This window comes from Xanthomonas sp. F1 (genome assembly GCF_014199855.1).
Genome location: NZ_JACHOK010000006.1, coordinates 235,173 through 259,966, shown reverse-complemented (window position 1 = coordinate 259,966; position 24,794 = coordinate 235,173). Strand labels below are relative to the sequence as shown.

The 24,794-nt window shown below is 70.5% G+C and carries 21 protein-coding genes; 10 read left to right on the top strand and 11 right to left on the bottom strand.

Features of this window, described 5'->3' with window-relative positions; genetic code table 11:
- Positions 1-216 precede the first annotated feature (216 nt).
- Positions 217-2,079 (bottom strand): RNA polymerase sigma factor RpoD, encoded by a 1,863-nt coding sequence (rpoD, locus tag GGR71_RS14885; protein WP_048490828.1) that lies wholly within the window; start codon positions 2,077-2,079, stop codon positions 217-219.
- Between the two features lie 126 nt (positions 2,080-2,205).
- On the bottom strand, positions 2,206-2,646 hold the full coding sequence (dtd, locus tag GGR71_RS14880) for a D-aminoacyl-tRNA deacylase (RefSeq protein ID WP_160957576.1): 441 nt from the start codon (positions 2,644-2,646) through the stop codon (positions 2,206-2,208).
- 167 nt (positions 2,647-2,813) lie between these two features.
- On the opposite strand from dtd, the gene GGR71_RS14875 reads away from it, so the two are divergent.
- Positions 2,814-3,728, top strand: a complete 915-nt coding sequence (locus GGR71_RS14875) for a lauroyl acyltransferase (protein ID WP_160957577.1) — start codon at positions 2,814-2,816, stop codon at positions 3,726-3,728.
- A gap of 76 nt (positions 3,729-3,804) precedes the next feature.
- On the opposite strand, the gene GGR71_RS14870 is transcribed toward GGR71_RS14875, so the two are convergent.
- Positions 3,805-4,326 (bottom strand): GNAT family N-acetyltransferase, encoded by a 522-nt coding sequence (locus tag GGR71_RS14870; protein ID WP_160957578.1) that lies wholly within the window; start codon positions 4,324-4,326, stop codon positions 3,805-3,807.
- Between the two features lie 281 nt (positions 4,327-4,607).
- Here GGR71_RS14870 and ribA point away from each other — a divergent pair, with 281 nt between their 5' ends.
- The 3 genes from ribA to GGR71_RS14855 all read left to right on the top strand — a co-directional run bounded on the left by ribA (position 4,608) and on the right by GGR71_RS14855 (position 7,956).
- Positions 4,608-5,732 carry a GTP cyclohydrolase II RibA gene (gene ribA, locus GGR71_RS14865; RefSeq protein WP_160957579.1) on the top strand — a complete coding sequence of 375 codons (1,125 nt, stop codon included), beginning with the start codon at positions 4,608-4,610 and terminating at the stop codon, positions 5,730-5,732.
- A 155-nt stretch (positions 5,733-5,887) separates the two neighbouring features.
- On the top strand, positions 5,888-6,427 hold the full coding sequence (locus tag GGR71_RS14860) for a PH domain-containing protein (RefSeq protein ID WP_202404755.1): 540 nt from the start codon (positions 5,888-5,890) through the stop codon (positions 6,425-6,427).
- Positions 6,424-7,956 carry a PH domain-containing protein gene (locus GGR71_RS14855; RefSeq protein ID WP_160957581.1) on the top strand — a complete coding sequence of 511 codons (1,533 nt, stop codon included), beginning with the start codon at positions 6,424-6,426 and terminating at the stop codon, positions 7,954-7,956. The genes GGR71_RS14860 and GGR71_RS14855 overlap by 4 nt, the downstream gene beginning before the upstream one ends.
- A gap of 22 nt (positions 7,957-7,978) precedes the next feature.
- On the opposite strand, the gene GGR71_RS14850 is transcribed toward GGR71_RS14855, so the two are convergent.
- The 8 genes from GGR71_RS14850 to def all read right to left on the bottom strand — a co-directional run bounded on the left by GGR71_RS14850 (position 7,979) and on the right by def (position 17,139).
- Positions 7,979-9,013, bottom strand: a complete 1,035-nt coding sequence (locus GGR71_RS14850) for a CDP-glycerol glycerophosphotransferase family protein (protein WP_160957582.1) — start codon at positions 9,011-9,013, stop codon at positions 7,979-7,981.
- Positions 9,013-9,846 (bottom strand): glycosyltransferase family 2 protein, encoded by an 834-nt coding sequence (locus GGR71_RS14845; protein ID WP_160957583.1) that lies wholly within the window; start codon positions 9,844-9,846, stop codon positions 9,013-9,015. The genes GGR71_RS14850 and GGR71_RS14845 overlap by 1 nt, the downstream gene beginning before the upstream one ends.
- A 79-nt stretch (positions 9,847-9,925) precedes the next feature.
- A complete protein-coding gene (locus GGR71_RS14840) occupies positions 9,926-11,194 on the bottom strand; it encodes an O-antigen ligase family protein (RefSeq protein ID WP_160957584.1) in 1,269 nt (422 codons plus the stop codon).
- Positions 11,195-11,248: 54 nt separating this feature from the next.
- Positions 11,249-12,283 carry a glycosyltransferase gene (locus GGR71_RS14835; RefSeq protein WP_160957585.1) on the bottom strand — a complete coding sequence of 345 codons (1,035 nt, stop codon included), beginning with the start codon at positions 12,281-12,283 and terminating at the stop codon, positions 11,249-11,251.
- 76 nt (positions 12,284-12,359) lie between these two features.
- Positions 12,360-14,075, bottom strand: coding sequence for an ArnT family glycosyltransferase (locus tag GGR71_RS14830; RefSeq protein WP_160957586.1), 1,716 nt, complete (start codon positions 14,073-14,075; stop codon positions 12,360-12,362).
- A 25-nt stretch (positions 14,076-14,100) separates the two neighbouring features.
- Positions 14,101-15,414, bottom strand: coding sequence for a 16S rRNA (cytosine(967)-C(5))-methyltransferase RsmB (rsmB, locus tag GGR71_RS14825; protein ID WP_456362629.1), 1,314 nt, complete (start codon positions 15,412-15,414; stop codon positions 14,101-14,103).
- A gap of 177 nt (positions 15,415-15,591) precedes the next feature.
- Positions 15,592-16,515 carry a methionyl-tRNA formyltransferase gene (fmt, locus tag GGR71_RS14820; protein ID WP_160957588.1) on the bottom strand — a complete coding sequence of 308 codons (924 nt, stop codon included), beginning with the start codon at positions 16,513-16,515 and terminating at the stop codon, positions 15,592-15,594.
- Positions 16,516-16,626: 111 nt separating this feature from the next.
- Positions 16,627-17,139 carry a peptide deformylase gene (def, locus tag GGR71_RS14815; protein ID WP_160957589.1) on the bottom strand — a complete coding sequence of 171 codons (513 nt, stop codon included), beginning with the start codon at positions 17,137-17,139 and terminating at the stop codon, positions 16,627-16,629.
- 138 nt (positions 17,140-17,277) lie between these two features.
- Here def and GGR71_RS14810 point away from each other — a divergent pair, with 138 nt between their 5' ends.
- From GGR71_RS14810 to GGR71_RS14785, 6 genes are all read left to right on the top strand, one after another.
- A complete protein-coding gene (locus GGR71_RS14810) occupies positions 17,278-18,414 on the top strand; it encodes a LysM peptidoglycan-binding domain-containing protein (protein ID WP_160957590.1) in 1,137 nt (378 codons plus the stop codon).
- Between the two features lie 81 nt (positions 18,415-18,495).
- Entirely contained in the window at positions 18,496-19,650 is a 1,155-nt protein-coding gene (gene dprA, locus GGR71_RS14805; RefSeq protein ID WP_160957591.1) for a DNA-processing protein DprA, read from the top strand.
- A gap of 43 nt (positions 19,651-19,693) precedes the next feature.
- Positions 19,694-20,167 (top strand): DUF494 family protein, encoded by a 474-nt coding sequence (locus tag GGR71_RS14800; RefSeq protein ID WP_010340686.1) that lies wholly within the window; start codon positions 19,694-19,696, stop codon positions 20,165-20,167.
- A 21-nt stretch (positions 20,168-20,188) separates the two neighbouring features.
- Entirely contained in the window at positions 20,189-20,911 is a 723-nt protein-coding gene (locus GGR71_RS14795) for a pilin (RefSeq protein ID WP_160957592.1), read from the top strand.
- Between the two features lie 39 nt (positions 20,912-20,950).
- Complete coding sequence (locus GGR71_RS14790) at positions 20,951-21,898, top strand: RDD family protein (RefSeq protein WP_160957593.1); 948 nt, start codon at positions 20,951-20,953, stop codon at positions 21,896-21,898.
- Positions 21,899-22,136: 238 nt separating this feature from the next.
- On the top strand, positions 22,137-24,623 hold the full coding sequence (locus GGR71_RS14785; RefSeq protein WP_160957594.1) for a DNA topoisomerase I: 2,487 nt from the start codon (positions 22,137-22,139) through the stop codon (positions 24,621-24,623).
- Positions 24,624-24,794: the final 171 nt, after the last annotated feature.

The following is a 24,794-nucleotide window of genomic DNA, read 5'->3' as shown; positions in this document are numbered from 1 at the left end:
TGCACAAGTTCCTGCGCTGGCTCAATGCCATCGCACGCGATCAAGCCCCGTACGCTCCTCCAGCCATCGCGGGTGCATGACAGTTGACTCCTACAACGGCCGGGCGGCGGCGCGTCACATGGCAACATCCACACGCACGGTAGCGGCTCACTCCTCCGCCCACAAAAAAAGCCCCGCACATGGCGGGGCTTTTTCGTTACTGCGAACCGCGCTCGATCAATCGATATCGAGGAAGCTGCGCAGCTGCTCGGAGCGGCTCGGGTGACGCAGCTTGCGCAGCGCCTTGGCCTCTATCTGGCGGATGCGCTCGCGGGTCACGTCGAACTGCTTGCCGACTTCCTCGAGGGTGTGGTCGGTGTTCATGTCGATGCCGAAGCGCATGCGCAGCACCTTGGCTTCCCGCGGGGTGAGGCCGGCGAGCACGTCGCGCACGGTCTCGGACAGGTTGATGTTGGTGGTGTTCTCGATCGGGGACTCCACGTTGGTGTCCTCGATGAAGTCGCCCAGATGCGAATCCTCGTCGTCGCCGATCGGGGTTTCCATCGAGATCGGCTCCTTGGCGATCTTCATCACCTTGCGGATCTTGTCCTCGGGCATGTCCATTTCCTTGGCCAGCTCCTCCGGGGTGGCCTCGCGGCCGTACTGCTGGAGCATCTGCCGGGAAATGCGGTTCAACTTGTTGATCGTCTCGATCATGTGCACCGGGATGCGGATGGTGCGCGCCTGGTCGGCGATCGAGCGGGTGATCGCCTGGCGGATCCACCAGGTGGCATAGGTCGAGAACTTGTAGCCGCGGCGGTACTCGAACTTGTCCACCGCCTTCATCAGGCCGATGTTGCCTTCCTGGATCAGGTCGAGGAACTGCAGGCCGCGGTTGGTGTACTTCTTGGCGATCGAGATCACCAGGCGCAGGTTGGCCTCGACCATTTCCTTCTTGGCCTTGCGCGCCTTGGCTTCGCCATAGGCCATGGCGCGGCTGATTTCCTTCAGCTCGGCCAGGCTCAGATAAGTGGCCTGCTCCACCGCCACGGTGGCTTCCTGCTCGGCGATGATCTGGTCCTTGACGTCGCGCAGCGCCGACGACCACTTCTGCTTGCGCTTGAGCGCGTCGTCGACCCAGGCCACGTTGGTCTGGTTGCCTTCCCAGGAACGGATGAAATCCTTGCGCGGCATGCGCGCGACGTGGGTCGCCAGGTGCAGCACGCGGCGCTCATGGTCCTTGACCTGGGCCATGGTGTCGCGCAGCTTGCGAACCAGCACGTCGGTCAGCGGCAGCGGCAGCTTCAGGGTGACGAACACCTCGGCGATGTCGTTGCGCAGCTTGGTGACCAGCTTGTGCTCGGCGCCGTTCTTGGCGTGCGCCTTCTTGAACTTGGCGTACTCGGTGGCCAGCACTTCCATGCGCCGCGCGACCTCGGCCGGATCCGGACCGGTCGGGCCGGCGTCCTCTTCGGCGGTGTCGACGTCGTCGTCGTCATCCTCGTCGGCATCGGCATCGGTCGCGCTGTCGTCGTCGGACACCGCGACCGGCGGCGCCGGCTCTTCCTCGATCAGGTCGTTGAAGCCGACCACGATCTCGGCCAGGCGCTTCTTGCCTTCCTTGTGCTGTTCGTAGTCCTCGAGCAGGGTCTCCACCGCCAGCGGGAAAGCACCCAGCGCGGCCTGCACCTGGCCGAGGCCTTCCTCGATGCGCTTGGCGATGGCGATCTCGCCTTCACGGGTCAGCAGTTCTACTGTGCCCATCTCGCGCATGTACATGCGCACCGGGTCGGTGGTACGGCCACCCTCGGTGTCGAGCGCGGTCAGCGCCGCCGCGGCTTCTTCGGCCGCGGTGTCGTCGACTTCGCGGTTGCCGGTGTTGCCGTCGTTGAGCAACAGGGTTTCGGCATCGGGTGCAACTTCATGGACATCGATGCCCATGCCGTTGATCATGCCGATGATGTCTTCGATCTGTTCGGGGTCGACCAGATCGTCGGGAAGATGGTCGTTGACTTCCGCGTAGGTCAGATAGCCCTGTTCCAGGCCCTTGCTGATCAGTTGCTTGATGTCGGATTGCTGGGCAGGACGTTCGTTGGCCATGAGTGCTCGCGCCACCGGCAGGTAGGTGAATGAGTGAACCTAGCATTATAACAGCCCGGACCGCCGCTTGCCGGACGAGGAGCCTGAATGGCTCCGCCAGGAGCGCTCCTAGCGTCTAGCGTCGTGCTAGGGCCGGAGCAGGAAAGTGACCGGGCCGTCGTTGACCAGGCTGACGACCATATGGGCACCGAAGCGGCCGGTTTCCACCCCTGGCGGGTGCTGCGCGCGGCACAGCTCCAGCAATCGGTTGAAGCCGCGTTCAGCCTCGGCCGGCGGTGCCGCGGTGGTGAAACTGGGCCGCATCCCCGAGCCGGTATCGGCGGCCAGCGTGAACTGGCTGACCAGCAGCAGGCCGCCGCCGGTGTCGCGCAGCGAGCGATTCATGCGGCCGCTGGCGTCGGAGAACACCCGGTAGCCGAGCAGGCGCTCGGCCATACGGCGAATCTTGGCCTCGTCGTCGCCCGGCTCCACCGCCACCAGCGCCAGCAGGCCAGGCCCGATCTGGCCCACGACCTCGCCATCGACGCTGACCGAGGCCTGGGTGACGCGTTGGATCAGCGAGAGCATAGGGCTGGGATTGGGGATTGGGGATTGGTTGCGCCGCGACGAACGGTTGCGATCGTTCGGCATCATCGCCGAATGGGCGAGATTGAGAAAGCGACAGCGCACGCAGCCGGCGCGATCCGCGATACCGGTCGGGCAGGCCAGATGCGCCGAGCGGATAAACTGGGCCGATGAAACCCGCCACGCTCGCTTCCCTGATGTATCGCTGCGCCGCCGCCGTGGCGCGCCTGCCGTGGCCGTGGCTGCGCCGCCTGGCCGACGGCCTGGCCGGGCTGTGGCTGCGCCTGGACGCACGCGAGAGCCGGGTGGTCCGGCGCAACCTGGAACTGGCCTATCCGGAGTTGCTGCCTAGCGAGCGCGTCGCCCTGCAGCGCGACGTGCTGCGCTCGACCGCGCGGCAGGCGTTCGAAACCTTGGCGCTGTGGACACGGCCGCCGGAACAGAACCTGGCGCGGCTGCGCCTGCGCCATGGCCAGGAGCTGTACGACGCGGCGCTGGCCGCCGGCCGCGGGGTGATCGTGGCCGCGCCGCATTTCGGCAACTGGGAGCTGCTCAACCAGTGGCTGGCCTCGCGCGGCGACATCGCCATCGTCTACCGCGCGCCGGAGTCGGCGGTGGGCGACGCCTTCCTGCAGTTGGTGCGCAGCGGCGAGCGGGTGCGCCAGGTGCGCGCCGAGGGTCCGGCGGTGCGGCAGCTGTTCAAGACGCTCAAGGACGGCGGCGCGGTCGGCATCCTGCCCGACCAGCAGCCCAAGGCCGGCGACGGCGTGTTCGCGCCGTTCTTCGGCGTGCCGGCGCTGACCATGACCCTGGTCAACCGCCTGGCCGAGCGCACCGGCGCCACCGTGCTGTTCGCCTGGTGCGAGCGCATCGGCAACGACCTGGAATTCGCCCTGCACGTGCAGTCGGCGCCGCCGGACATCGCCGACGCGGACCCGTTGCGCGCGGCCACCGCGCTCAACGAAGGCGTGGAACGGGTGGCGCGGCGCGATCCGGCGCAGTACCAGTGGACCTACAAGCGCTACACGCTGCGTCCGGACCCGGCCGAGCCCAATCCCTACGCCACCGAGCGCCATCCGCACTAGGAGCGGCTAACAAAACTGCGCGCAGCCGCGACGTTTTGTTAGCCGCTGTAGGCGCTCGACCCGGGCGGAGCCGACGCTAATCGTCGTGCGGCTGCGCCGGGCCGGCGAGGATGCGCTGGTAGAACGCTAGGTCCAGCCAGCGCCCGAACTTGAAGCCGGCCTCGCGCACGGTGCCGGCATGCACGAAGCCCAGTTGCTCGTGCAGGGCGATGCTGCCGGCATTGCTGGCGTCGATGCCGCCGACCAGCACGTGCACGCCGTGCGCCTGTGCGGTGTCGATCAGCGCCTGCAGCAGGCGCCGGCCCACGCCGCGGCCGCGATGGTCGCGGTGCACGTAGACCGAGTGCTCGACGCTGTACTTGAACGCCGGCCAGGCGCGGAAGGTGCCGTAGCTGGCGAAGCCGAGCAGGGTGCCGTCGGCGTCCTCCAGGCCCAGCACCGGGAAGTTGCCGGCGCGCTTGGCGGCGAACCAGGCCGCCATGCTCTCGGGCGGGCGCGGCCGGTAGTCGTACAAGGCGGTGGAATGGACGATGGCGTCGTTGAAGATCTCCAGGATCGCCATGGCGTGGCGCGGTTCGGTGCAATCGACGAGCTGCATGCGGGGGCCGGAGTGGACGCGGTGCCGCACAGTAGCAAGCAACCGCCGGCGCGTGCACACCCGCTCCGCGCCGGCGCGTTGCCACAGACGCGGATTTGGTTGCATCGGCTGCGCGTGCGGCCGGGCACAGTGCGTTCCATCGCCTGCAGGCTGGCGGGGCCGGCAAAGCGCGCGACAATGGCGCCTTGGCGCTACGCGCCTGCCGGCACCGCGCCGGGGCCACCGCGACCGGGCGCGGCAGCCTTGAAGCGGCGCCGCCGATCCCCCATCTGGAGTCGTGCATGACCAGCCCCACCGCCCCCTCCGCGCACGTCTTCGGCGATCCTGCCGCGATCCGCAGCGAACGCGCGGCATCGGAGCTGCGCGCCGGGCGCCCAGTGCTGCTCGAGGATCGCGCAGGCCAGGTCCGCGCGGTCATGGCGCTGGACAGCAGCACCGAGCCTTCCTATCGCAGCTTCGCCCAGGCCACCGGGCAGCGGCACTACCTGTTCGTGACCCCGCCGCGCGCGCAGATGCTGGGCCTGGACGCGCCGCAGGGCGCGCGCATCGCCCTGGCCGGGCAGTCCTACGACGCGCTGGCGGCGCTGGCCTACCTGCGCGACGGACCGGTGCCGGCGCACTGGCGGCCCGGCGACGCACTGGATGCCGGCGCCGCCGAGATCGCGCGGCTGGGCCTGCTGCTGCCGGCGATGGTCGCCGCGGAGCTTGGCGCCGACAGCAGCGCGTTCCAGGGCTGCCAGGCGCTGCAGCTGGACGATCTGGAACACGGCTGCGCCCTCGCCGCTTCCGACAGCTACACCCTGGTCACCCGCACCCCGGTGCCGCTGCGCGACCTGGGCCCCGGCGAGTTCGTGGTGTTCCGCGGCGGCGTGGCGCAGCGCGACCAGGTCGCGATCGTGATCGGCCAGCCCGACCTCAGCGCGCCGGTGCCAGTGCGCGTGCATTCCTCCTGCCTCACCGGCGACCTGTTCGGCTCGCTCAAGTGCGACTGCGGCGATCAGCTGCGGCATGGCCTGGCCAAGCTCAAGGCATTGGGCGGCGGCGTGCTGCTGTACCTGGACCAGGAAGGCCGCGGCACCGGCATCGCCACCAAGATGCGCGCCTACGGCTACCAGCACGACGGCCTGGACACCATCGACGCCGACGCGCAACTCGGCTTCGGCGCCGACGAGCGCCGCTACGGCAGCGCCGTGGCCATGCTGCGCGGGCTCGGCATCGGCCGCGTGCGCCTGCTCACCAACAACCCGAACAAGGCCGAGCGCCTGCGTGCGGCCGGCATCGAGGTGACCGAGCGCATCCCGGTCACCGGCACGATCACCGCCGAGAACGAAGGCTACCTGCGCACCAAGGCCGCCCGCGCCGGCCACGCGCTGGACGTGGACGCATTGCTGCGCGCGGCGCGCTGACTCCACGGCGCGGACCTGCGCGCCACATTCCTGGATCACGCAGGGACCCGCACGGCGGGCAGCGCACGCCTGCCAGCGTCGCGTTAGGATCGCAGGCCACGCCGCGCGCCCGCGCCCGCTCGCCCCGAGACCCCGACGTGACTGCACCGCCGCCCATGGACGACTCCCTCTCCGCGCCCGCGCCCAGCGCGCCCGCCGCCACGCAGGCCCCCGCGGACTGGCCGCTGGCGGACTGGCAACCGCTGCCGTTGCGCGGCGCCTGGCTGGCCGCGCTCGGCGGCGGCTGCATGCTCGGGCTCAGCCTGATGGTCGCCGCCGCCATCGTCGGCCTCAGCCTGCACAGCCTGCATGCGCTGGCGCTGGGCGCCGTGGCGGCGGCGGTGGGCAGCCTGTGCGGTGCCTGGATCGGCTTCGTCCGCCACCGGCGCATCCGCTGGCGGCTCAATGTCCAAGGCCTGGACGTGTTCCGCGGGCGCCTGTGGCAGAGCGAGACGCATGTGCCGATCTCGCGTGTGCAGCATCTGGACCTGCGCCGCGGCCCGCTGGAACGCGCCCTGCGCCTGGCGACCCTGGTCGTGCACACCGCCGGCACCCGCCATACCGCGGTCGCCGTGCCCGGGCTGGACCAGGCCGACGCGCAACGCCTGCGCGAGCGCCTGGCGCACCAGCTCGACCACGACGACGACGCCCTGTGAGCGACCTCGCCGACGCCGAGCACACCACGCCGGTGCGGCGCCTGCATCCGTGGTCGTGGCTGTTCGTGCTGCTGCAGCACCTCAGGCAATTCCTGGTGCCGTTGCTGGCGCTGCTGGTGTTCGGCAGCCGCGACGGCCGCCACGACCATGCCGACCAGTTGGTGATGCTGGCGGTCGGCACCGCGCTGGTGGCGGTATCGCTGCTGCGCTATCTCACCTACCAGTACCGCATCGGCCGCGACAGCCTGAGCATCCGCAGCGGCTGGCTGGAACGCAGCCTGCGCGAGATCCCGTTCGCGCGCATCCACAACGTGGTGGTGCACCAGTCGCTGCTGCACCGGCTGTTCGGCGTGGCCGAAGTGCGCCTGGAGTCGGCCGGCGGCAGCAAACCCGAGGCGCAGATGCGGGTACTGCGGCTGGACCAGGCGCTGGCGCTGGAACAGCAGATCCGCCATCGCGCGCCCGCCACCGACATCGGCGCCGCCACGGATGCCGACGCTGCACCCGCCGCCGCGCCTGACAGCGAACTGCTGCTGGCGCTGCCCACCGCCGAGGTGCTGCGCCAGGGCCTGATCTCCAACCGCGGCATGGTGGTGCTGCTCACCGCGTTCGGCGCCACCTACCACCTGTTCCCCGAGCGCATGATCTCCAACGCGATCGAGCACTACGGGCGGCAACTGTTCGGCTACGCCACGCACCTGCAACTGGGCTGGATGGCCGGCACGGTCACCTTCGCCATGATGCTGGCGACGCTGTTGCTGCTGATGCGCGCCTTGTCGATGGGGCTGGCGCTGGTGCAGTACCACGGCTTCCGGCTGAGCGAGAGCGAGCGCCGGCTGACCGTGGAACGCGGCCTGCTGACGCGGTTGCGCAGCAGCGTGGCGCGGCGCCGGATCCAGGCCTGGACCCTGCACGAGAGCGTGCTGCAGCGGCTGCTGCGGCGGCGCAGCCTGCACATCGACACCGCGGTGATCCAGTCGCACCACGGGCACGACCACGCCCTGACGGAACTGGCGCCGCTGGCCACCCCGGCCGCCTGCGATGCACTGCTGCAGCGGCTGCTGCCGCAGATCGCCTGGCCGCCGGCACACTGGCACGGCATCGCCACGCGCTGCTGGTGGCGGCTGTCGCTGCCGGCGCTGCTGCTGGTGCCGCTGCTGTGCGCGGGCCTGTGGCCCACGCTCGGCGGCTGGGCCGCGCTGGGCCTGCTGTGGCTGCCGTGGTCGGCGTTCAAGTCCTGGCGCCAGGCGCAGCGCATGGGCTACGCGCTGGACGCGCGCTACGTGGCGGTGCGCGGCGGCTGGTGGCGGCGCTGGTGGCGACTGGCCGAACTGGACAAGCTGCAGGCGCTGCACCTGAGCCGTTCACCGCTGGACCGCTGGTGCGGCACCGCGACCCTGTCGCTGGACACCGCCGGCGCCCGCCACGGCGAGGCGCCGCTGCGCATGCGGCTGCTGCCGGACGCCGAAGCGCGAGCACTGTACCGGCGACTGGGTGAGGCGCTGGCGCAGCGTCGGCTACGCTGGTGAGCGCGTGCGGCGCTGCTGCGCGTCAGCGCGCGCCGCGTCCCCAGTAGCCGATGCGCCGGCGGATCTTCAGCTTGCGCCACAGGTTCAGCGGTTTGCGCCGCGGGTTGCGTGCGCCCTCGGCGACGAAGTCGTCGATCGCGCGCAGCACGCGCTCGCTGGACTGGCCATCGCGGTAGGGATGCAGCCCATCGGCGAATTCGCGGATCGCCGCCATCAGCTCCGGCGGCCGCTGCAGCGCACGGCGGATCGCCGGCTCGAACTGCGCCGGATCGTCGATGTCGATCAGCTGCGGCCCGGGACGGCGGTTCTTGAAAGTCACCACCGGCTTGTAGGTGAGCAGGAACTCGTTGAGCGCGGACGAGGTGTCCGAGCACATCATGTCCACCTGCGGGAACAGTTCGAGGATGTTGTCGTTGTCGGCGAAGTGCAGGTACTCGCTCTCCAGCGCGCGGTAGCGGGCGACCACCGCCGGGTCCATCTTCGGATGGAAGGTGACGATCCAGCGCCATTCGCCGCTGCGCGAGAGCCGCGCGACCTCGTCGTAGAGGATGCCGGCCGCGCTCCACGACGGCGAGAACGTGGAGTGGTACAGGATCACCGGCGGCTGCCGCACCGGCGCCAGCTCCGCGCCGATCTCGCGCATGAACGGGTCGATCTTGGGGAAGCCGGTCTCCTTGACCGCGAAATGGCCGAGCTTGCGCGCCAGTGCACCGAACGCGGCGGTGTCGCGCGGGCCGGTGGTGCAATACAGGTCGAAGAAGCCGCGCACGTAGATGTGCCGTGGCTTGCCGGCGTCGAAGCCATGGAAGGTCTCGACCTTCACGCCTGGGAAGAAATGCGGCACCGCATTGCTGGAGGTGATCACCGCGTACGGATCCCACGCCAGCACCTCCTCCACCGTCGCCAGATGGCGCTCGTCGGCGCTCAGATCCTCGGCGCCGGGGCCGTCGAAGAACCATGCCGCCTGGTCGCCGCGCGCGCGGATCGCCGCCTGCAGCGGGCGCAGGATCGCCAGCGCATAGCGCTCGGACCCGTAAAGCAGATAGTGCTTGCTCATCAATGCTCCAGATCGTGCCGTTGCAGTTGCGCCCGCGCCTGCTCCACCGAGGCCGGGTTGATCTGCATCTCGTAGTAGCGCATGCGCTTGTACAGCGCGTAGCTGGCCGCGGTCTGCGCCACCACGAAGCCGCGCCAGCCGTCGAGGAAGGCCAGCCGCAGCAGATAATCCTTGAGGAAGGCGCCGGCGAACACGAACGGGCTCTGCCACATTCTCACCGGCTTGCGCTTGTCGCGCCAGCCGAGCGCCTTGAGTTCGGCGTAGCGCAGCACCTTGAGTTGCTTGTGCACCAGGGTCGGGTTGTGCAGGTGGTTGAACGGCGGCGCGAACTCGGTGCTGGCGCCGTCGAAGCGCAGCGATTCGTGTACCCGCGCATCGCTCCAGCGCGCGCGGCCGCGATGGTAGAGCCGCGCCAGGCGCTCGCCGACCATCGGTTTGTACCAGCGCATCGGCGCGCCCATGTACCAAGTGCTGCGGCGCAGCCACACCGCGTCCACGCGATCCTCGGCGAGCAGTTGCGGCAAGCGCGCCAGGCACTCGGCGCGCAGCGCGTCGGACAGGAATTCGTCCGCGTCCAGCACCAGGATCCAGTCGTGCGCGGCGTGGGTGGAGGCGAAGTTGCGCTGCGGGCCGAAGCCCAGCCAGGCCTGCTCGACCACGCGTGCGCCGTGCGCGCGGGCGATCGCCACGGTGTCGTCGGTGCTGCCGCAGTCCACCACCAGCTTGTCGGCGGCGAACGGCACGCTGTCCAGGCAGCGCGCGATGTTGGCGGCCTCGTTGTAGGTCATCACCACCAGGCTCAGCGGCAGGGTGGTCGCGGCGGCGTCGGCCATGGCGCGCGGTATCCGGAAGTCAGGCGCGGTGCCGGCGGCCGGCGCCAGGCGCCGCGCCCGGCGATGCGGGACCGGCAGTCTACCGGCTTCGCGCGGCGCCTTCAGCGGCCGGCTCCGCCTCGCGCGCGGCCAGCCCGATCAGCACGCCGACCAGCGACACATAGAAACCGGTACTCACCTGGTGCGCGAACATCGACTGGGTCATGCCGCACAGGATGTAGGCCGCCACGACCATGATCCCGGCCGCCGCCGCGCCGTGGAAGTGCGGCTGCGGCCGGCGCCGATACAGGCGCAACAACAGCCACAGCGGCACGCCGTACACCAGCAGGATCAGTACGGTGCCGGGCAGGCCCTGGGTCGCGCTCCATTCGGCCAGGTCGTTGTGCGCGTGGCCAAGGTGGCAGCGCTCGACGAACGCCTTCCGGCAGTCCGGCAGGCGCAGCATGGCATTGTCGAAGCGGCCCACGCCGACCCCGACCACCGGGTGCTCGACGAAGGTCGCCGCCGCCACCTGCAGGCGTTCGATGCGCGCACCGGCGGAGGAATCGCTGTCGCCGCGCTCGTAGCGCTGCACGTCGTGGTGCAACTCGGCCAGGCGGGTCTGCTTGGTCAGCGCCGGCACGCTCAGCACCAGCACCGCCGCCAGCGCGGTGCACGCGCCCAGGATCATCAGCCGGGTCGCGCTGTCGCGCCAGCGCAGGCACAGGGCGCTGACCACCAGCAGTAGCAGGACGCCCAGCCACACCCCGCGGCTGCCGCTGAGCAGGATGACGATGCCGCCGGCCACCACCGCGGCCACGGCCCACGGCCACTGCCCGCGCGGCCGGCAGAACACCGCCAGCACCATCAGCATCAGCACCACGTCGGCCAGCACGATGGCGTTGGTCCAGCCTTCGGCACGCGGCTGGCCCTGCAGCACCTGCACGCTGGCCAGCACCAGCGCGGCGAGAATGCCGAGCAGCGCGCCCCACCACAGCAGGCGCTGCGGCGGTCGCAGCGCGTAGGTCCACAGCGCGGCCCACGGCAGCACCAAGAAGCGGGTGCGGTTGTCGATGTCCTTCAGCGGCTGGCCGAAATACAGCACCGAGCACAGCGACAGCCCGATCACCAGCAGCGCCAGGATCCACAGCCAGCGCAACGACGGCTGCATCGGCGCCACCGCCTGGCGCAGTTGCGGCAGCGCCAGCAGGCTGGTCACCAGCAGCAGCAGGCCGAACGGCAGCAAGCCGCTGGGCATGCTGATCACCAGCGCCGGCAGGCACAGCAGCGCGAGCGCCGCGCCGCGCTCGGCCAGCGACTGGCGCGAGAACGCGGAAACGGCATGGCGTGGCGCGATCGGCTGGGACATCGAGGAGGGAAGGCCGTAGGAGTGGGGTGGTCGGCGATGATCCGGGGCGCTTCCCTAACCCGGCCTGACCTGTTCGCGATCGGCGCCGCGGCTGGCCGGCATTGCGGGCGGCGGCGCCTCCCCGAGCAGGTCGGCCACCGCTGCACGCAGGCGCTCGCCGAACTCGCGACGGCGCGCCTCGAAGAAGCCACGCGCGGCGGTGCCCAGCGCGTCGCACTGCATCGGCGACAATGCCAGCGCCTGCGCCATCGCCTGTTCGAGGCCGGCGGCCTCGATCCGGTAGCGCACGCCGAAGTTGTCCGGGCCCTCGCCGACCGGGTCGATCAGTACGCCGCGCTCGACGCTCACCAGCTCGTTCATCGGCGCACCATTGGTGGTGATCACGACCGCGCCGACGCTCAGCGCTTCCATGATGTAGTGGCCGAAGCCCTCCACCTCGGATGGGCACAGGTGGAAGCGGTGCGCGTTCTGCAGCCGCCGCAGTTCCTGCTGGTCCAGGTAGCCGGTCAGGTAGTCGATGTTCTCGGCCTCGATCGGATGGGACTTCTTGGCGCTCTGCACCACAGTCAGCCGCGGCCACTCGGGGTGCCGCGCCCAGGTCTGCAGCAGCAGCGCGGTGCCCTTGGCCGAACTGCGCCCGGCCACATGCAGGCAGGCGCGTTCGCGCGGCACCTCTGGACGGTAGCAATCGTCGCTGCAAAAGCCGATGAAGGCGGTCGGCGCCATGGTGGAGAAACGTTGTTCGGCCTGGCGGGTCTTGCACAGCACCTGGGCGAAGCGCGGCAGGCAGCGCAGCCATTTGTGCCGGAACCATTCCGGGTTGGGGATCAGCGCGTTGCGCAAGCCGCTGCCCAGGCAGCGCGGGTACACCCGCTCGAGGAAGATCTGCAGGTCGGCGCGCCCGAACAGCAGGCTGCGCAGGAACAGGCGCAGTTCGCGCAGGCGGTTGGCCATGCGCACGGTGCCGAAGCCCAGCACCTCGACGCGGTAGCGGCCGGTCTCGCGCAGCAGGTCGGCGACCACCTGCAGGTCGCGGCTGAGGCCGCCGCCGTTGTCGCGGCTGATGACCCGGATCAGGCGTGGCGGCACGCGCGCTCCCCAGCCCGCGCGGCACACTGGCCGCCAGCGGCACCTGCGCCACGCCGCCGCAACGCGCGGGCGCGGTTCATTCGAGGCGATCCTTGTCCTGCTCGCGCAGGCGGTCGAAATCTTCCTGGGTGGCCACGCAGCGGCCATGCACGGCAGTGGCCGGGACCAGCCACCAGTTGCGTCGGTTGGCGACGCCGGCCAGGACACTGGCGCTGCGGTCCACACAGCCCAGCATCGCCGCCTCCTGCACCAGCAGCCAGCGCCGCTGCGGCGCCTGCGCCTGCCAGGCGATGCCGCGGCGCAATTGCTGTTCCCACGGCACCACGAAACCGAAGGTCGTCGCGGGGCGGTCGGCCATCAGCAGGTTCTGTTCCTTCCAGGCGACCAGGCCGAGTTCGGCATCCGGGCCGATGCGGCGCCCGACCGACTCCATCACCCCGCGCGCGGAGCTGGACAGGTTGATCAGCGGGTACACCAGCAAGCCGGCCATCGCCCAGACCATGGTCAGGGTCGAGACAGCCGCCAGTTCCGGGCGGCGCCGCGCGAACGCGGCCAGGCTGGCCACGCCCCACAGGCCGATCGCCAGCAGGATCCAGGCCAGCACCTGCACCGTGGCCAGGTCGATGCCGCGGTCTTCCATCATCCGCGCGCGGAAGCCGTGTCCCAGCAGGATCGCCGCGCCGACGCCGCCCAGCGCCAGCGTCAGCAGCGCGGTGAACGCCAGCAGCAGGCGCTTGACCCCTGTCTTGCGCAACAGCCCGGGGATCAGCGGCCCCATCGCCAGGCACAGCATCGGCAGCGCCGGCAGGACGTAGACGTCGCGCTTGCCGGTTGGGATCGAGAAGAACAGCACCACCAGCGCCCACCAGGCCAGCGGCAGCAGGTAGCGCGCATCGCGCCGGCGCAGGCGCCGCGCCCAGGCGGGGATCGCCCAAGGCAACGCCAGCAGCACCGGCAACCACATGCTCGGCATCACCCCGAAGAAGTACAGCGGCCCGTGCGCGTGGTCCCAGGACTTGGCGTAGCGCCCGGCGGTCTGCCGGAACAGGATGTCGTTGAGATAGGCGCGGTACTCGGGCGCGTTGCTCGACAGCGCGGTGACCACCATCGGCACCAGCCAGATCGACACCGCCGCCAGGAACGCCAGCGGCCCCAGCCAGAAGCGCGGATCGCGCAGGCCGACCCGCACCCCGCGCCAGTGCGCCAGCGACGCCGCCGCGGCCGGCAGCAGCATCAGCAGCGCCAGCACGCCCACGCCCTTGGTGATCGTGCCCAGGCCGGCGGCAAACCAGCCCAGCGCCCACAGCCGCCAGTCCGGCCCGCGCAACAGATGGCGCAGCAGCGCGTAGTTGGCCAGGGTGATGAAGAACACCACCAGCGGGTCGATCTGCGCCTTCTTCGCCTGGTAGGTGAAGTGGAAGGCGAACAGCAGCGCGTAGGCGGCGTACATGCCGACGCGGCGCGTCCACAGGCGCCGGCCGAGGTCGTAGACGCAGGCCAGCGTACCCAGCCCGGCCAACAGCGACGGCAGCAGGAACGCCACCCGCCAGTTGCCGAGCAGCGTGTAGAAGCTGGCCTGCAGCCACATCAGCATCGGCGGCTTGTCCGAGTACAGCTCGGTGCCGCGGTGCGGGAACAGCCAGTTGCCGCTCTCCACCATCTGCTTGGCGACCAGCGCGAAGCGCGGTTCGTCGGCCGGGTGCGGATCGCGCAGGCCCAGGCCGGCGCCGAGCACCAGCACGGCCAGGATGGCCAACAACCAGAACTCTCGGGACGCGCGGGTCTTCAGCATGGGAGGCGATGATACCGGGGCCGGTTCATGCCGTCTTGCGGAACCTTGCGTAGTAGAACCCGTCGCAGTCCTGCTCGCCGGGGAAGCGCTGGCGGCCGCCGCCGGAGGCATGCCCGCATGCCGCGCCCGGATCCTCCAGCGCCGCACCGGGCTGCCGCGCCAGCAAGGCCTGCACCTGCCGTGCGTTCTCGTTCTGCAGCAGCGAGCAGGTGGCGTAGACCAGCACCCCGCCCGGCCGCAGCACCTGCCAGGCGGCGTCGAGCAGGCGCGCCTGCAATGCCTGCAGGGCGGTCACGTCCTCGCGCCGGCGATGCAGCAGCACATCCGGCTGGCGACGCACGATGCCGGTGGCCGAACACGGCGCGTCGAGCAGCACCGCGTCGAACGGCTCGCCATCCCACCAGTCCTGCGGCTGCGCCGCGTCGGCCACCTGCAGCTGCGCCTGCGCGCCAGTACCAGTGCGCGCGAAGGTCTCGCCGACCCGCGCCAGGCGCCGCGCATCCACGTCCAGCGCGGTCAGGCGCAGGCTCGGGTCGCGTTCGAGCAGATGTGCGGACTTGCCGCCGGGCGCCGCGCAGGCATCGAGCACGCGCGCGCCCGATGCCAGCGCCAGCACGTCGGCGACCTGCTGCGCCGCGCCATCCTGCACCGACACGCGGCCGTCGGCAAAGCCCGGCAAGGCGCCCACCGCCAGCGGCGTCTCCAGGCGAATGGCATCGGCCAGCAGCGGCGACGCCTGCGCGGCGATGCCGGCCGCCGCCAGTTCCTGCAGATAGGCATCACGGCTGCCATGTTGGCGGTTGACCCGCAGCCACAGCGGCGCCGGCTGCTGGCTGGCGGCGAAGATCGCCTCGGCCTGCTGCGGCCAGTCGGCGTGCAGCGCATCGCGCAACCACAGCGGCCAGCCCGCGTCGGCGGCGACCGCCGGCAGCCCGTCGCGCAGCGCGCGCCGCAGCAGCGCATTGACCAGCCCGGCCTGGCGCGGCCGATCCAGTGCGCGCGTCGCCTCCACCGTCGCCGACAGCGCCGCGTGCGGCGCCAGGCCCAGCGCATCGAGCTGGGCGAAACCGGCCAGCAGCAGGCCGCGCAATTCGGCATCGCGCTGCGGCAACTGTTTCTGCAGCCACATCCGCAGCGCCGCCTCGTAGGCCGGGCGGCGGCGCAGCACGGCGAAGCAGATCGCCTCCACCAGCGCACGGTCGCGCGAGTCCGGCAGCGTCGGCAACGCGATGGCCAGTTCGGCCTTGAGCGAGCGGCCGCGATCGATCACCGCGCTCAGCACGCGGGCGGCGACCACCCGCGGGGCCACGCCTGGTGGCCACGCAGCGGCGGGCGTCATGGTCATCGGCGCGTGCTCCGGGACATGGCGTGCCCGCGCGCGTATGCCGCGCCGTGGTTGCGCATGCGGATGGCTGGGATGCGCGAAGCGATGGACGTCCGCCTGCGCGTCAGCGCGGACGCGGCCACGGCCGCGCCTGCGAGGCTCAACGCGGCGTACGCAGGCATGCTCGACGCCTCAGGCCAGGACCGGCAGGTCGCGCCGTGCGTTGAGGTAGTCGGCGGCGGTGATCGCCTTGCCACCCTCGCGCTGCAGCACACGCAGGCGCAGCGCGCCCTGGCCGCAGGCGATGTCGATGCCCTGCTTGGACGCGGTCAGCACCGTGCCCGGCGGCTGCCCGTGGGCCAGGTCCAGCGCGATCGCGCCGCGCACCCGCACCCGCTCGCCGGCCAGCATCGCCTCGGCGACCGGCCACGAATCGAAGGCGCGCACCTGCCGCGCCAGCTGCGCCGCCGGCTGCTGCCAGTCCAGCCGCGCCTGCGCCTTGTCCAGCTTCTGCGCGTACGTCACGCCGGCCTCTGGCTGCGGCTGCGCCACCGGACGCAGGCCGGCACGCAGCAGGCCCAGGCCGTCGGCCAGCACCTGCGCACCGAGTGCGGCCAGGCGATCGTGCAACTGCCCACCGGTCTCGTCGGCACCGATCGGGGTGCGCTGCGACAGCAACACCGGGCCGGTGTCCAGCCCGGCTTCCATCTGCATCAGGCACACCCCGGTCTCGCTGTCGCCGGCCTCGATCGCGCGCTGGATCGGCGCGGCGCCGCGCCAGCGCGGCAACAGCGAGGCGTGGACGTTCCAGCAGCCATGGGTCGGGATCGCCAGCACCGCCTTGGGCAGGATCAGCCCGTAGGCCACCACCACGATCAGGTCCGGCTGCAGCGCGCGCAGCGCCTGCAGCGTCTCCGGCGTGCGCAGCGTCTGCGGCTGCAGCACCGGGATGCCGCGCGCCACCGCTTCAAGCTTGACCGGCGACGGGGTCAGCCCGCGGCCACGCCCGGCGGGCCGGTCCGGCTGGGTGTAGACCGCGACCACTTCATGGCGCTGCGCAGCCGCGCGCAACGACGGCACGGCGAAGTCCGGCGTACCGGCGAAGACGAGTTTCATTGGGCGGAGATTCGGGATTGGGGATTGGGGATTCGCAACGGCAGGATCGGCGACCGGCAGGGGGCGATTCGCTCTGGCGAATCCCCAATCCCGGCTCCCGAATCCCGGCCGTCAGGCCACGTGCTTGCGCGCCTTGGCCAGTTTCTTGCGCACCATTTCGCGCTTGAGCGGGGACAGGTAGTCGACGAACAGCTTGCCGTCGAGGTGGTCCATCTCGTGCTGCACGCACACCGCCAGCAGGCCGTCGGTGCTCAGTTCCTGCGGCTGGCCCTCGCGGTCCAGATAACGCACGGTGATGGCGTCGGCGCGGGTCACGTCGGCGTAGATGCCGGGGACCGACAGGCAGCCCTCCTGGTACACCTGTTCGCCGTCGCGCTGCACGATCTGCGGGTTGATGAACACCTGCGGGGCGTTCTTCTCCTCGCTGACGTCGATGACCATGAAGCGCTTGTGCACGTCCACCTGGCTGGCCGCCAGGCCGATGCCCGGCGCGTCGTACATGGTCTCGAACATGTCGTCGAGCAGGCGTTGGAAGGCCGCGGAGGTGACCTCGGCAGCGTCGACCGGCACCGCCTTGGTGCGCAGGCGCGGGTCGGGGAATTCAAGAATGGGGAGCAGGGCCATAGCGGTACCCAAGATGGGGGCGCCGGACGATTCGGCAAGACCTGCGGATTCTACCCGTTTCTGCGCCGGACGCTTGCGCCCGCACCAGGGTTCTGCACTATAGTGCGCGAACCTGTTGGGGAATCAGGCTCCGCGCTCATGTTCAATCGACTCCGCACGGTCGTCGCCGTGGCGATGCTCACCGTGGCGACCTATGCTGCTTCCGCCAGCATGGCCGCCGAACACCCCGACACCTACGTGGTGCGCAAGGGCGATACGCTGTGGGACATCGCCGGGCGCTTCCTCGGCAAGCCCTGGCTGTGGCCGGAGATCTGGCAGGCCAATCCGCAGGTGCACAACCCGCACCTGATCTATCCCGGCGACGTGCTCAGCCTGGCCTACCTGGACCGGGTGGCGCGTGCCGAGGTCAAGCCGGGTCCGCGCCAGGACGCGCCGATCGACGCGATCCCGCTGGCACAGGTGGAGCCGTTCCTGAAGAACCTGCGCGTGGTCGACCGCATCGACGACCTGCCCTACGTGGTCGGCACCGAAGACAACCGCCTGCGCGCCACCGACGGGCAACTGGTCTACGCGGTCGGCCTCGGCCAGGCCCAGGCCGGGCAGCGCTACGCCGTGGTCCGCCCGACCGTGCGCTACCTGCTGCCCAAGCTCAGCGACGACCTCAACGCCGAAGGCCGCAGCATCCCCGGCAGCGGCAATCTGTGGCAGACCTTCGTGCCGCCGGACAAGCGCCGCGAGACGCTCGGCTACGAACTGGCCCAGGTCAACATCGGCACCGTCGCCCGCGTGTCCGCCGACGGTCGCCAGGCCACTGCCCTGCTGCTGCAGGACAATGCCCGCGAAGTGCGCGCCGGCGACCGCCTGATCCCGGTGGAGGCGCAGCCCTACGACCTGCAGTTCGTGCCGCATCCGCCGTCCGAGCAGGCGATGGCCGCCGGCCTTCGGGTGCTGGCGGTGGCCGACGCGTTCAGCGCGGCCGGTCCGCGCGACGTGATCGCCATTTCCGGCGGCCGCCGCGAAGGCATCGACAACGGCACGGTGGTGTCGCTGTGGCGCCACGGCACCCGGGTCAACGACCGCGTGCGCCACCCCAACACCTCCCGCGCCGACGATGGCTTCACCGGCGGCAGCGGCACGACCGTGGCGCTGCCGGACGAGTACGCCGCGCACGCGATGGTGTTCCGCACCTTCGACAAGGTCAGCTACGCGCTGGTGATGGACGGCATCAAGCCGACCCGGATCGGTTACGACGTCAAGCACCCGGACGCGCGCTGACCCGCCGCCGGGGCATCCCCCTACAGCGATTGCAGACGGCGCCCGAGGGCGCCGTCTGCGTCTGCGGCCTAGGCTGGGCGCATGTCCAGTCCGGCCCCCGCCCCCGTCCACGCACCCACCGATCCGGCCCTGCTGCGCCTGTCGCTGGCCGGCGGCGCCAGCGCCCCACGCCGGCTGCTGCTGGAACAGCACGGCAGCCCGGCCGCGGCATTGGCCGCCGGTCCCGCCGGCTGGCATGCCGCCGGCCTGGATGCGGCGCAGATCGCCGCGCTGCAACGGCCCGACCGCGCAGCGCTGGAAACCGCCGAGCACTGGCTGGCGCAGCCAGGCCGGCACCTGCTGGGCTGCCACGATCCCGACTACCCGGCCCTGTTGCGGCGTACGCCCAACCCGCCACTGGCGCTGTACGTGGACGGCGACCCCGCGGCGCTGTGGCACCCGGGCATCGCCGTGGTCGGCAGCCGCGCGCCCAGCGCCGGCGGTCGCGACAACGCCTACGGCTTCGCCCTGGCCCTGGCCGCGGCCGGCTTCGCGGTGACCAGCGGCATGGCCAGTGGCGTGGATGCCGCCGCGCACCGGGCGGCGCTGTCGCGCGCGGACGGGCTGACCGTGGCGGTGGTCGGCACCGGCCCGGACCTGGCCTACCCGCGCCAGCATGCCGCCCTGCTCAGCCAGATCGCCGAACGCGGCGCGGTGGTCAGCGAGCACCCGCCGGGCACGCAGGCGCGGGCGGGCCACTTTCCGGCGCGCAACCGGATCATCGCCGGGCTGAGCCTGGCGACCCTGGTGATCGAGGCGGCCACCCGCTCCGGCGCGCTGATCACCGCGCGGCTGGCCGCCGAGGCCGGGCGCGAGGTGTTCGCCCTGCCCGGCTCCATCCACAATCCGCTGGCGCGCGGCTGCCACCGGCTGATCCGCGACGGCGCCGGGCTGGTGGAAAGCGCCGAGGAGGTGTTGGCCGGCGTCGCGCCCCTGGCGGCCGAACTCGCCGACGCCTTGCGTGGGCGCCTGAACGCCCCCACACAGGGAAGCAGCATCGCGCGCGCCGCCGCACCGGCCTTTCCCCATCCCGACTACCAGCGCTTGTGGCAGGCGCTGGGCCACGACCCCATCTGTATGGATTCAGTGATCGCACGCAGCGGATTGACGGCCGCAGCGGCGTCCTCCATGCTGCTGGCCATGGAACTGGATGGCTACGTGGCGGTCGAACGCGGTCGTTACACCCGCAAACCCTAGTTTCTTCACCTCCACAGCGTCTCGCGACGCAGGCCGAGGGGCAATGAAAGAGAGCATTCTGGATGTCCTGCTGTACCTGTTCGAACACTATTTCAGCGAAGACGCGGATCCGGTCCGCGATCGCGACTCCCTCCAGAATGGCCTGATCCAGGCCGGTTTCAGCCCCACCGAGATCAGCAAGGCGTTCGACTGGCTCGACGCCCTGGCCGACCAGCGCCCGGCCGTGGCGCAGCCGCGCATCGATGGCCCGATCCGCATCTACCACGGCCCGGAACTGGACAAGCTCGACGTGGAATGCCGCGGCTTCCTGCTGTTCCTGGAACAGCACGGCATCCTCGACAGCGACCAGCGCGAGCTGGTGCTGGACCGGGCCATGGCCCTGGACCAGGACGAGCTGGACCTGGACGACCTGAAGTGGGTGGTACTGATGGTGCTGTTCAACCAGCCCGGTGCCGAGGCGGCGTACGCGTGGATGGAAACGCAGATGTTCGTCGACGAGCCGGAGCCGGTTCACTGAGCCGCTGACGGTCGCGCACGGATGCACGAAGACACCCTTTCCCCGACGCTCTGGTACTACGTCGATGCCGCACGCGAGCGGCACGGCCCGTTGCCGGCGCCCGCCCTGCTGGAACGCCTGCACGACGGTCGCCTGCAGCGCGAGACCCTGGTCTGGCGCGAAGGCCTGCCGGAGTGGCGGCCGCTGCAAGCGATCGCCGCCGAGCTGGGCCTGCCCGACACCCCCATTCCACCGCCGTTGCCGCCACCGCTGCAGGCACCCGCTCCCGCGAGCCCCGCTGCCGTCGCCGCGCCACGCAGCGGCCTGTCCGGCTGCGCGATCATGGCCATCGTCGGCGCGGTCGGCGGGGTGCTGCTGGTGGCGTTCCTGGGCATCGCCGCGGCGATCGCCCTGCCTGCCTATCAGGACTACCTGGCCCGCGCGAAGGTCACGCAGGCGCTCGGCGACCTGGCGCCGCTGAAGGACCAGATCGCCGCCTTCGCCGCGCAGGAGCACCGCTGCGCGGTGAACGGCGACACCGGCTTCGGCCCCCCCGAGAGTTATGCCGGCACGTCCATCGCGCAGGTGCGGATCGGCCGCTTCGACAACGGCCACTGCGGCCTGGAAGCCACGCTGCGCCTGCCCGAGCACAAGCGCCTGGATGGCAAAGCGCTGTGGCTGGACTACGATGAGCGCACGTCCGCCTGGAACTGCAGTTCCGACCTGGACGACCGCGACCTGCCGGTCCACTGCCGCGGCGGCTGACCGGCACACCGTTTTCGACTGCAATTCCCGGGGAAAAGAATGACTGAGTGGTACTACGCCGACGCGGCGCAGCAGCGCCATGGGCCGCTCGCGGCCGCCGACCTGCAACAGCGCTTCCAGCGCGGCGAGATCGGGTTGTCCACCCTGGTCTGGCGCGAAGGCCTCAGCGAGTGGCGCACCCTGGCCGAGTTCGTCGACGAACTCGGCCTGACCCAGGCGCCGGTCCCGGCACCTGCCTTGCCCCCCTCGGAGGCCGGCGCAGAGGTGCCGCCGCCTGCCCCGACCCCGGTCGTGCCCGACGCCTGGACCGCACCCGCGCCGGCCGCGGCGGCATCGCCCTACGCAGCGCCCAGCGCCGTGCTCGACGGCGGCGTGCGGGTGGTCGGCGGCGGCGAGGTGGTGCAGGCCGGGTTCTGGAAGCGCGTGGCCGCCTACCTGATCGACGCGTTCCTGGTCGGCATCGTCGCCAACGTGATCCAGTTCGTGGTGATGCTGGGCTTCTTCGGGATCAGCGGCTTCGGCAAGCAACCCGACTTCGCCACCGCCGCCGGCATCGTCATGCTGCTCCTGCTGTACCTGCTGCCGATGGCGATCTCGGCGCTGTACTACGGCCTGTTCCACGCCTCCACCAAGCAGGCCACGCTGGGCAAGATGGCCGTCGGCATCAAGGTCGTGCGCACCGACGGCAGCCGCATCACCGTGGCCCGCGGCGTCGGCCGCTACTTCGGCTTCATGCTGAGCAGCCTGACCCTGGGCATCGGCCTGCTGATGGCGGCCTTCACCGAGCGCAAGCAGGCCCTGCACGACATGCTCTGCGACACCCTGGTGGTGGACAAGTGGGCCTACACCGACCACCCGGAATGGCAGCAGCGCAAGCTGGGCACGGTCACCGTGGTGATCCTGTCGCTGTTCGGCCTGCTGATGGCGGGCGTGATGCTGCTGGTGGCGCTGGCGATCGGCATGGCCGCCAAGGGCGGCTGGCACTGAGTCAAGTGGGTTCCGGGCGCCACGGTGCCGCCCGTACGGCGGCCAGGTCATCCGGCGCCGGCTTGACAGCGCGCGCCGGACATGCCCACTAATAAATAAGCGCCGTAGCTGAACGCCCAGGGGTTCCATCCCGGGCGTCGGCTTCTCTGCCAGACCGCAACGCTTCACTAACCGGAGCAATTGCGCCACCCTACCGCCCCCAGGGCGTCCGCCCACGCCCATCGAAGCCCGACCCGCCATGTCCAAGCACCTGCTCATCGTCGAATCGCCCGCCAAGGCCAAGACGATCAACAAATACCTCGGCAAGGATTTCCACGTCCTGGCCTCGTATGGGCACGTGCGCGACCTGATCCCGAAGGAAGGCGCGGTGGATCCGGACGACGGCTTCGCGATGCGCTACGCGCTGATCGACAAGAACGAGAAGCACGTCGAGGCCATCGCCAAGGCGGCCAAGGCGGCCGAAGACATCTACCTGGCGACCGACCCGGACCGCGAGGGCGAGGCGATCAGCTGGCACATCGCCGAGATCCTGCAGGAGCGCGGGCTGCTCAAGGGCAAGCCGCTGCACCGGGTGGTGTTCACCGAGATCACCCCGCGCGCGATCAAGGAAGCGATGGCGCAGCCGCGGCAGATCGCCGGCGACCTGGTCGATGCGCAGCAGGCGCGCCGTGCGCTGGACTACCTGGTCGGCTTCAACCTATCGCCGGTGCTGTGGCGCAAGGTGCAGCGCGGCCTGTCCGCCGGCCGCGTGCAGTCGCCGGCGCTGCGCATGATCGTCGAGCGCGAGGAGGAGATCGAAGCCTTCATCGCCCGCGAGTACTGGTCCATCGCCGCCGACTGCGCGCATCCCTCGCAGCACTTCAACGCCAAGCTGATCAAGCTCGACGGGCAGAAGTTCGAACAGTTCACCATCACCGACGGCGACACCGCCGAGTCTGCGCGCCTGCGCATCCAGCAGGCCGCGCAGGGTGCGCTGCACGTCACCGACGTCGCCAGCAAGGAGCGCAAGCGCCGCCCGGCGCCGCCGTTCACCACCTCGACCCTGCAGCAGGAAGCCTCGCGCAAGCTCGGCTTCACCACCCGCAAGACCATGCAGGTGGCGCAGAAGCTGTACGAAGGCGTGGCGATCGGCGACGAAGGCACGGTCGGCCTGATCTCGTACATGCGTACCGACTCGGTCAACCTGTCGCAGGACGCGCTGGCCGAGATCCGCGACGTGATCGCCCGCGACTACGGCATCGCCTCGCTGCCGGACCAGCCCAACACCTACCAGACCAAGTCCAAGAACGCCCAGGAAGCGCACGAAGCGGTGCGCCCGACCTCGGCGCTGCGCACCCCGTCGCAGGTGGCGCGCTTCCTGACCGACGACGAGCGCAAGCTGTACGAGTTGATCTGGAAGCGTGCGGTGGCCTGCCAGATGATCCCGGCCACGCTCAACACCGTCAGCGTCGACCTGTCGGCCGGCAGCGAACACGTGTTCCGCGCCAGCGGCACCACCGTGGTGGTGCCCGGCTTCCTGGCCGTGTACGAGGAGGGCAAGGACAACAAGAGCGCCGAGGACGAGGACGAAGGCCGCAAGCTGCCGGCGATGAAGCCCGGCGACCGCGTGCCGCTGGAACGCATCCTGGCCGAGCAGCATTTCACCCAGCCGCCGCCGCGCTTCACCGAAGCGGCGCTAGTGAAGGCGCTGGAAGAGTACGGCATCGGCCGTCCCTCGACCTACGCCTCGATCATCCAGACCCTGCTGTTCCGCAAGTACGTGGAGATGGAAGGCCGCAGCTTCCGCCCGTCCGACGTCGGCCGCGCGGTGTCCAAGTTCCTGTCCAGCCACTTCACCCAGTACGTGGACTACGACTTCACCGCCAAGCTCGAGGACGAGCTCGACGCGGTCTCGCGCGGCGAGGAGGAGTGGGTTCCGCTGATGTCGCGCTTCTGGGAACCGTTCAAGGAACTGGTCGAGGACAAGAAGGAGTCGGTCGACCGTGCCGAAGCCAGCGGTGCGCGCGAGCTCGGCACCGACCCCAAGACCGGCAAGCCGGTGAGCGTGCGCCTGGGCCGCTTCGGGCCGTATGCGGCGATCGGCAGCACCGCCGAGGATGCCGAGGACAAGCCCAAGTTCGCCTCGCTGCGTCCCGGCCAGAGCATGCACACCATCACCCTGGAGGGGGCGCTGGAGCTGTTCCTGATGCCGCGCAGCCTCGGCCAGGACAAGGGCGAGGAAGTCAGCGTCGGCATCGGCCGCTTCGGCCCGTTCGCCAAGCGCGGCAGCGTCTACGCCTCGCTGAAGAAGGAAGACGATCCCTACACCATCGATCTGGCACGTGCGGTGTTCCTGATCGAGGAGAAGGAAGAGATCGCGCGCAACCGCATCATCAAGGAATTTCCCGGCAGCGACATCCAGGTACTCAACGGCCGCTTCGGCCCGTACATCAGCGACGGCAAGCTCAACGGCAAGATCCCCAAGGATCGCGAGCCCGCCTCGCTGAGCCTGGACGAAGTGCAGAAGCTGCTGGAGGAAACCGGCAAGCCCGTGCGCAAGGGCTTCGGTGCCAAGAAGGCCGCCGCCAAGAAGGACGCCGCGCCGAAGAAGAGCGGAGCGAAGAAGGCCGCCGCCGACGCCCCGGCCAAGCCGGCGGCGAAGAAGGCGGTCAAGAAGGCCGCGAAGAAGACCGCCAAGAAAGCGGTGAAGAAGGCAGCGAAGAAAACCGTGGCCAAGGGCGGCTGAGGCCGCCATGCCGATGGCCCAGGGCGGCCCGATGCGCCCCTCGGATGGCACGAGCGCGGCCGCCGAGCTGCCCTCTCGCGGTGCCTACAGGCCTCTCAGCGATTGAGGAACCACGACCCTGCGGCTTTGATGTGGGAGGGGCTTCAGCCCCGACGCGTCATCGGTAAGGCG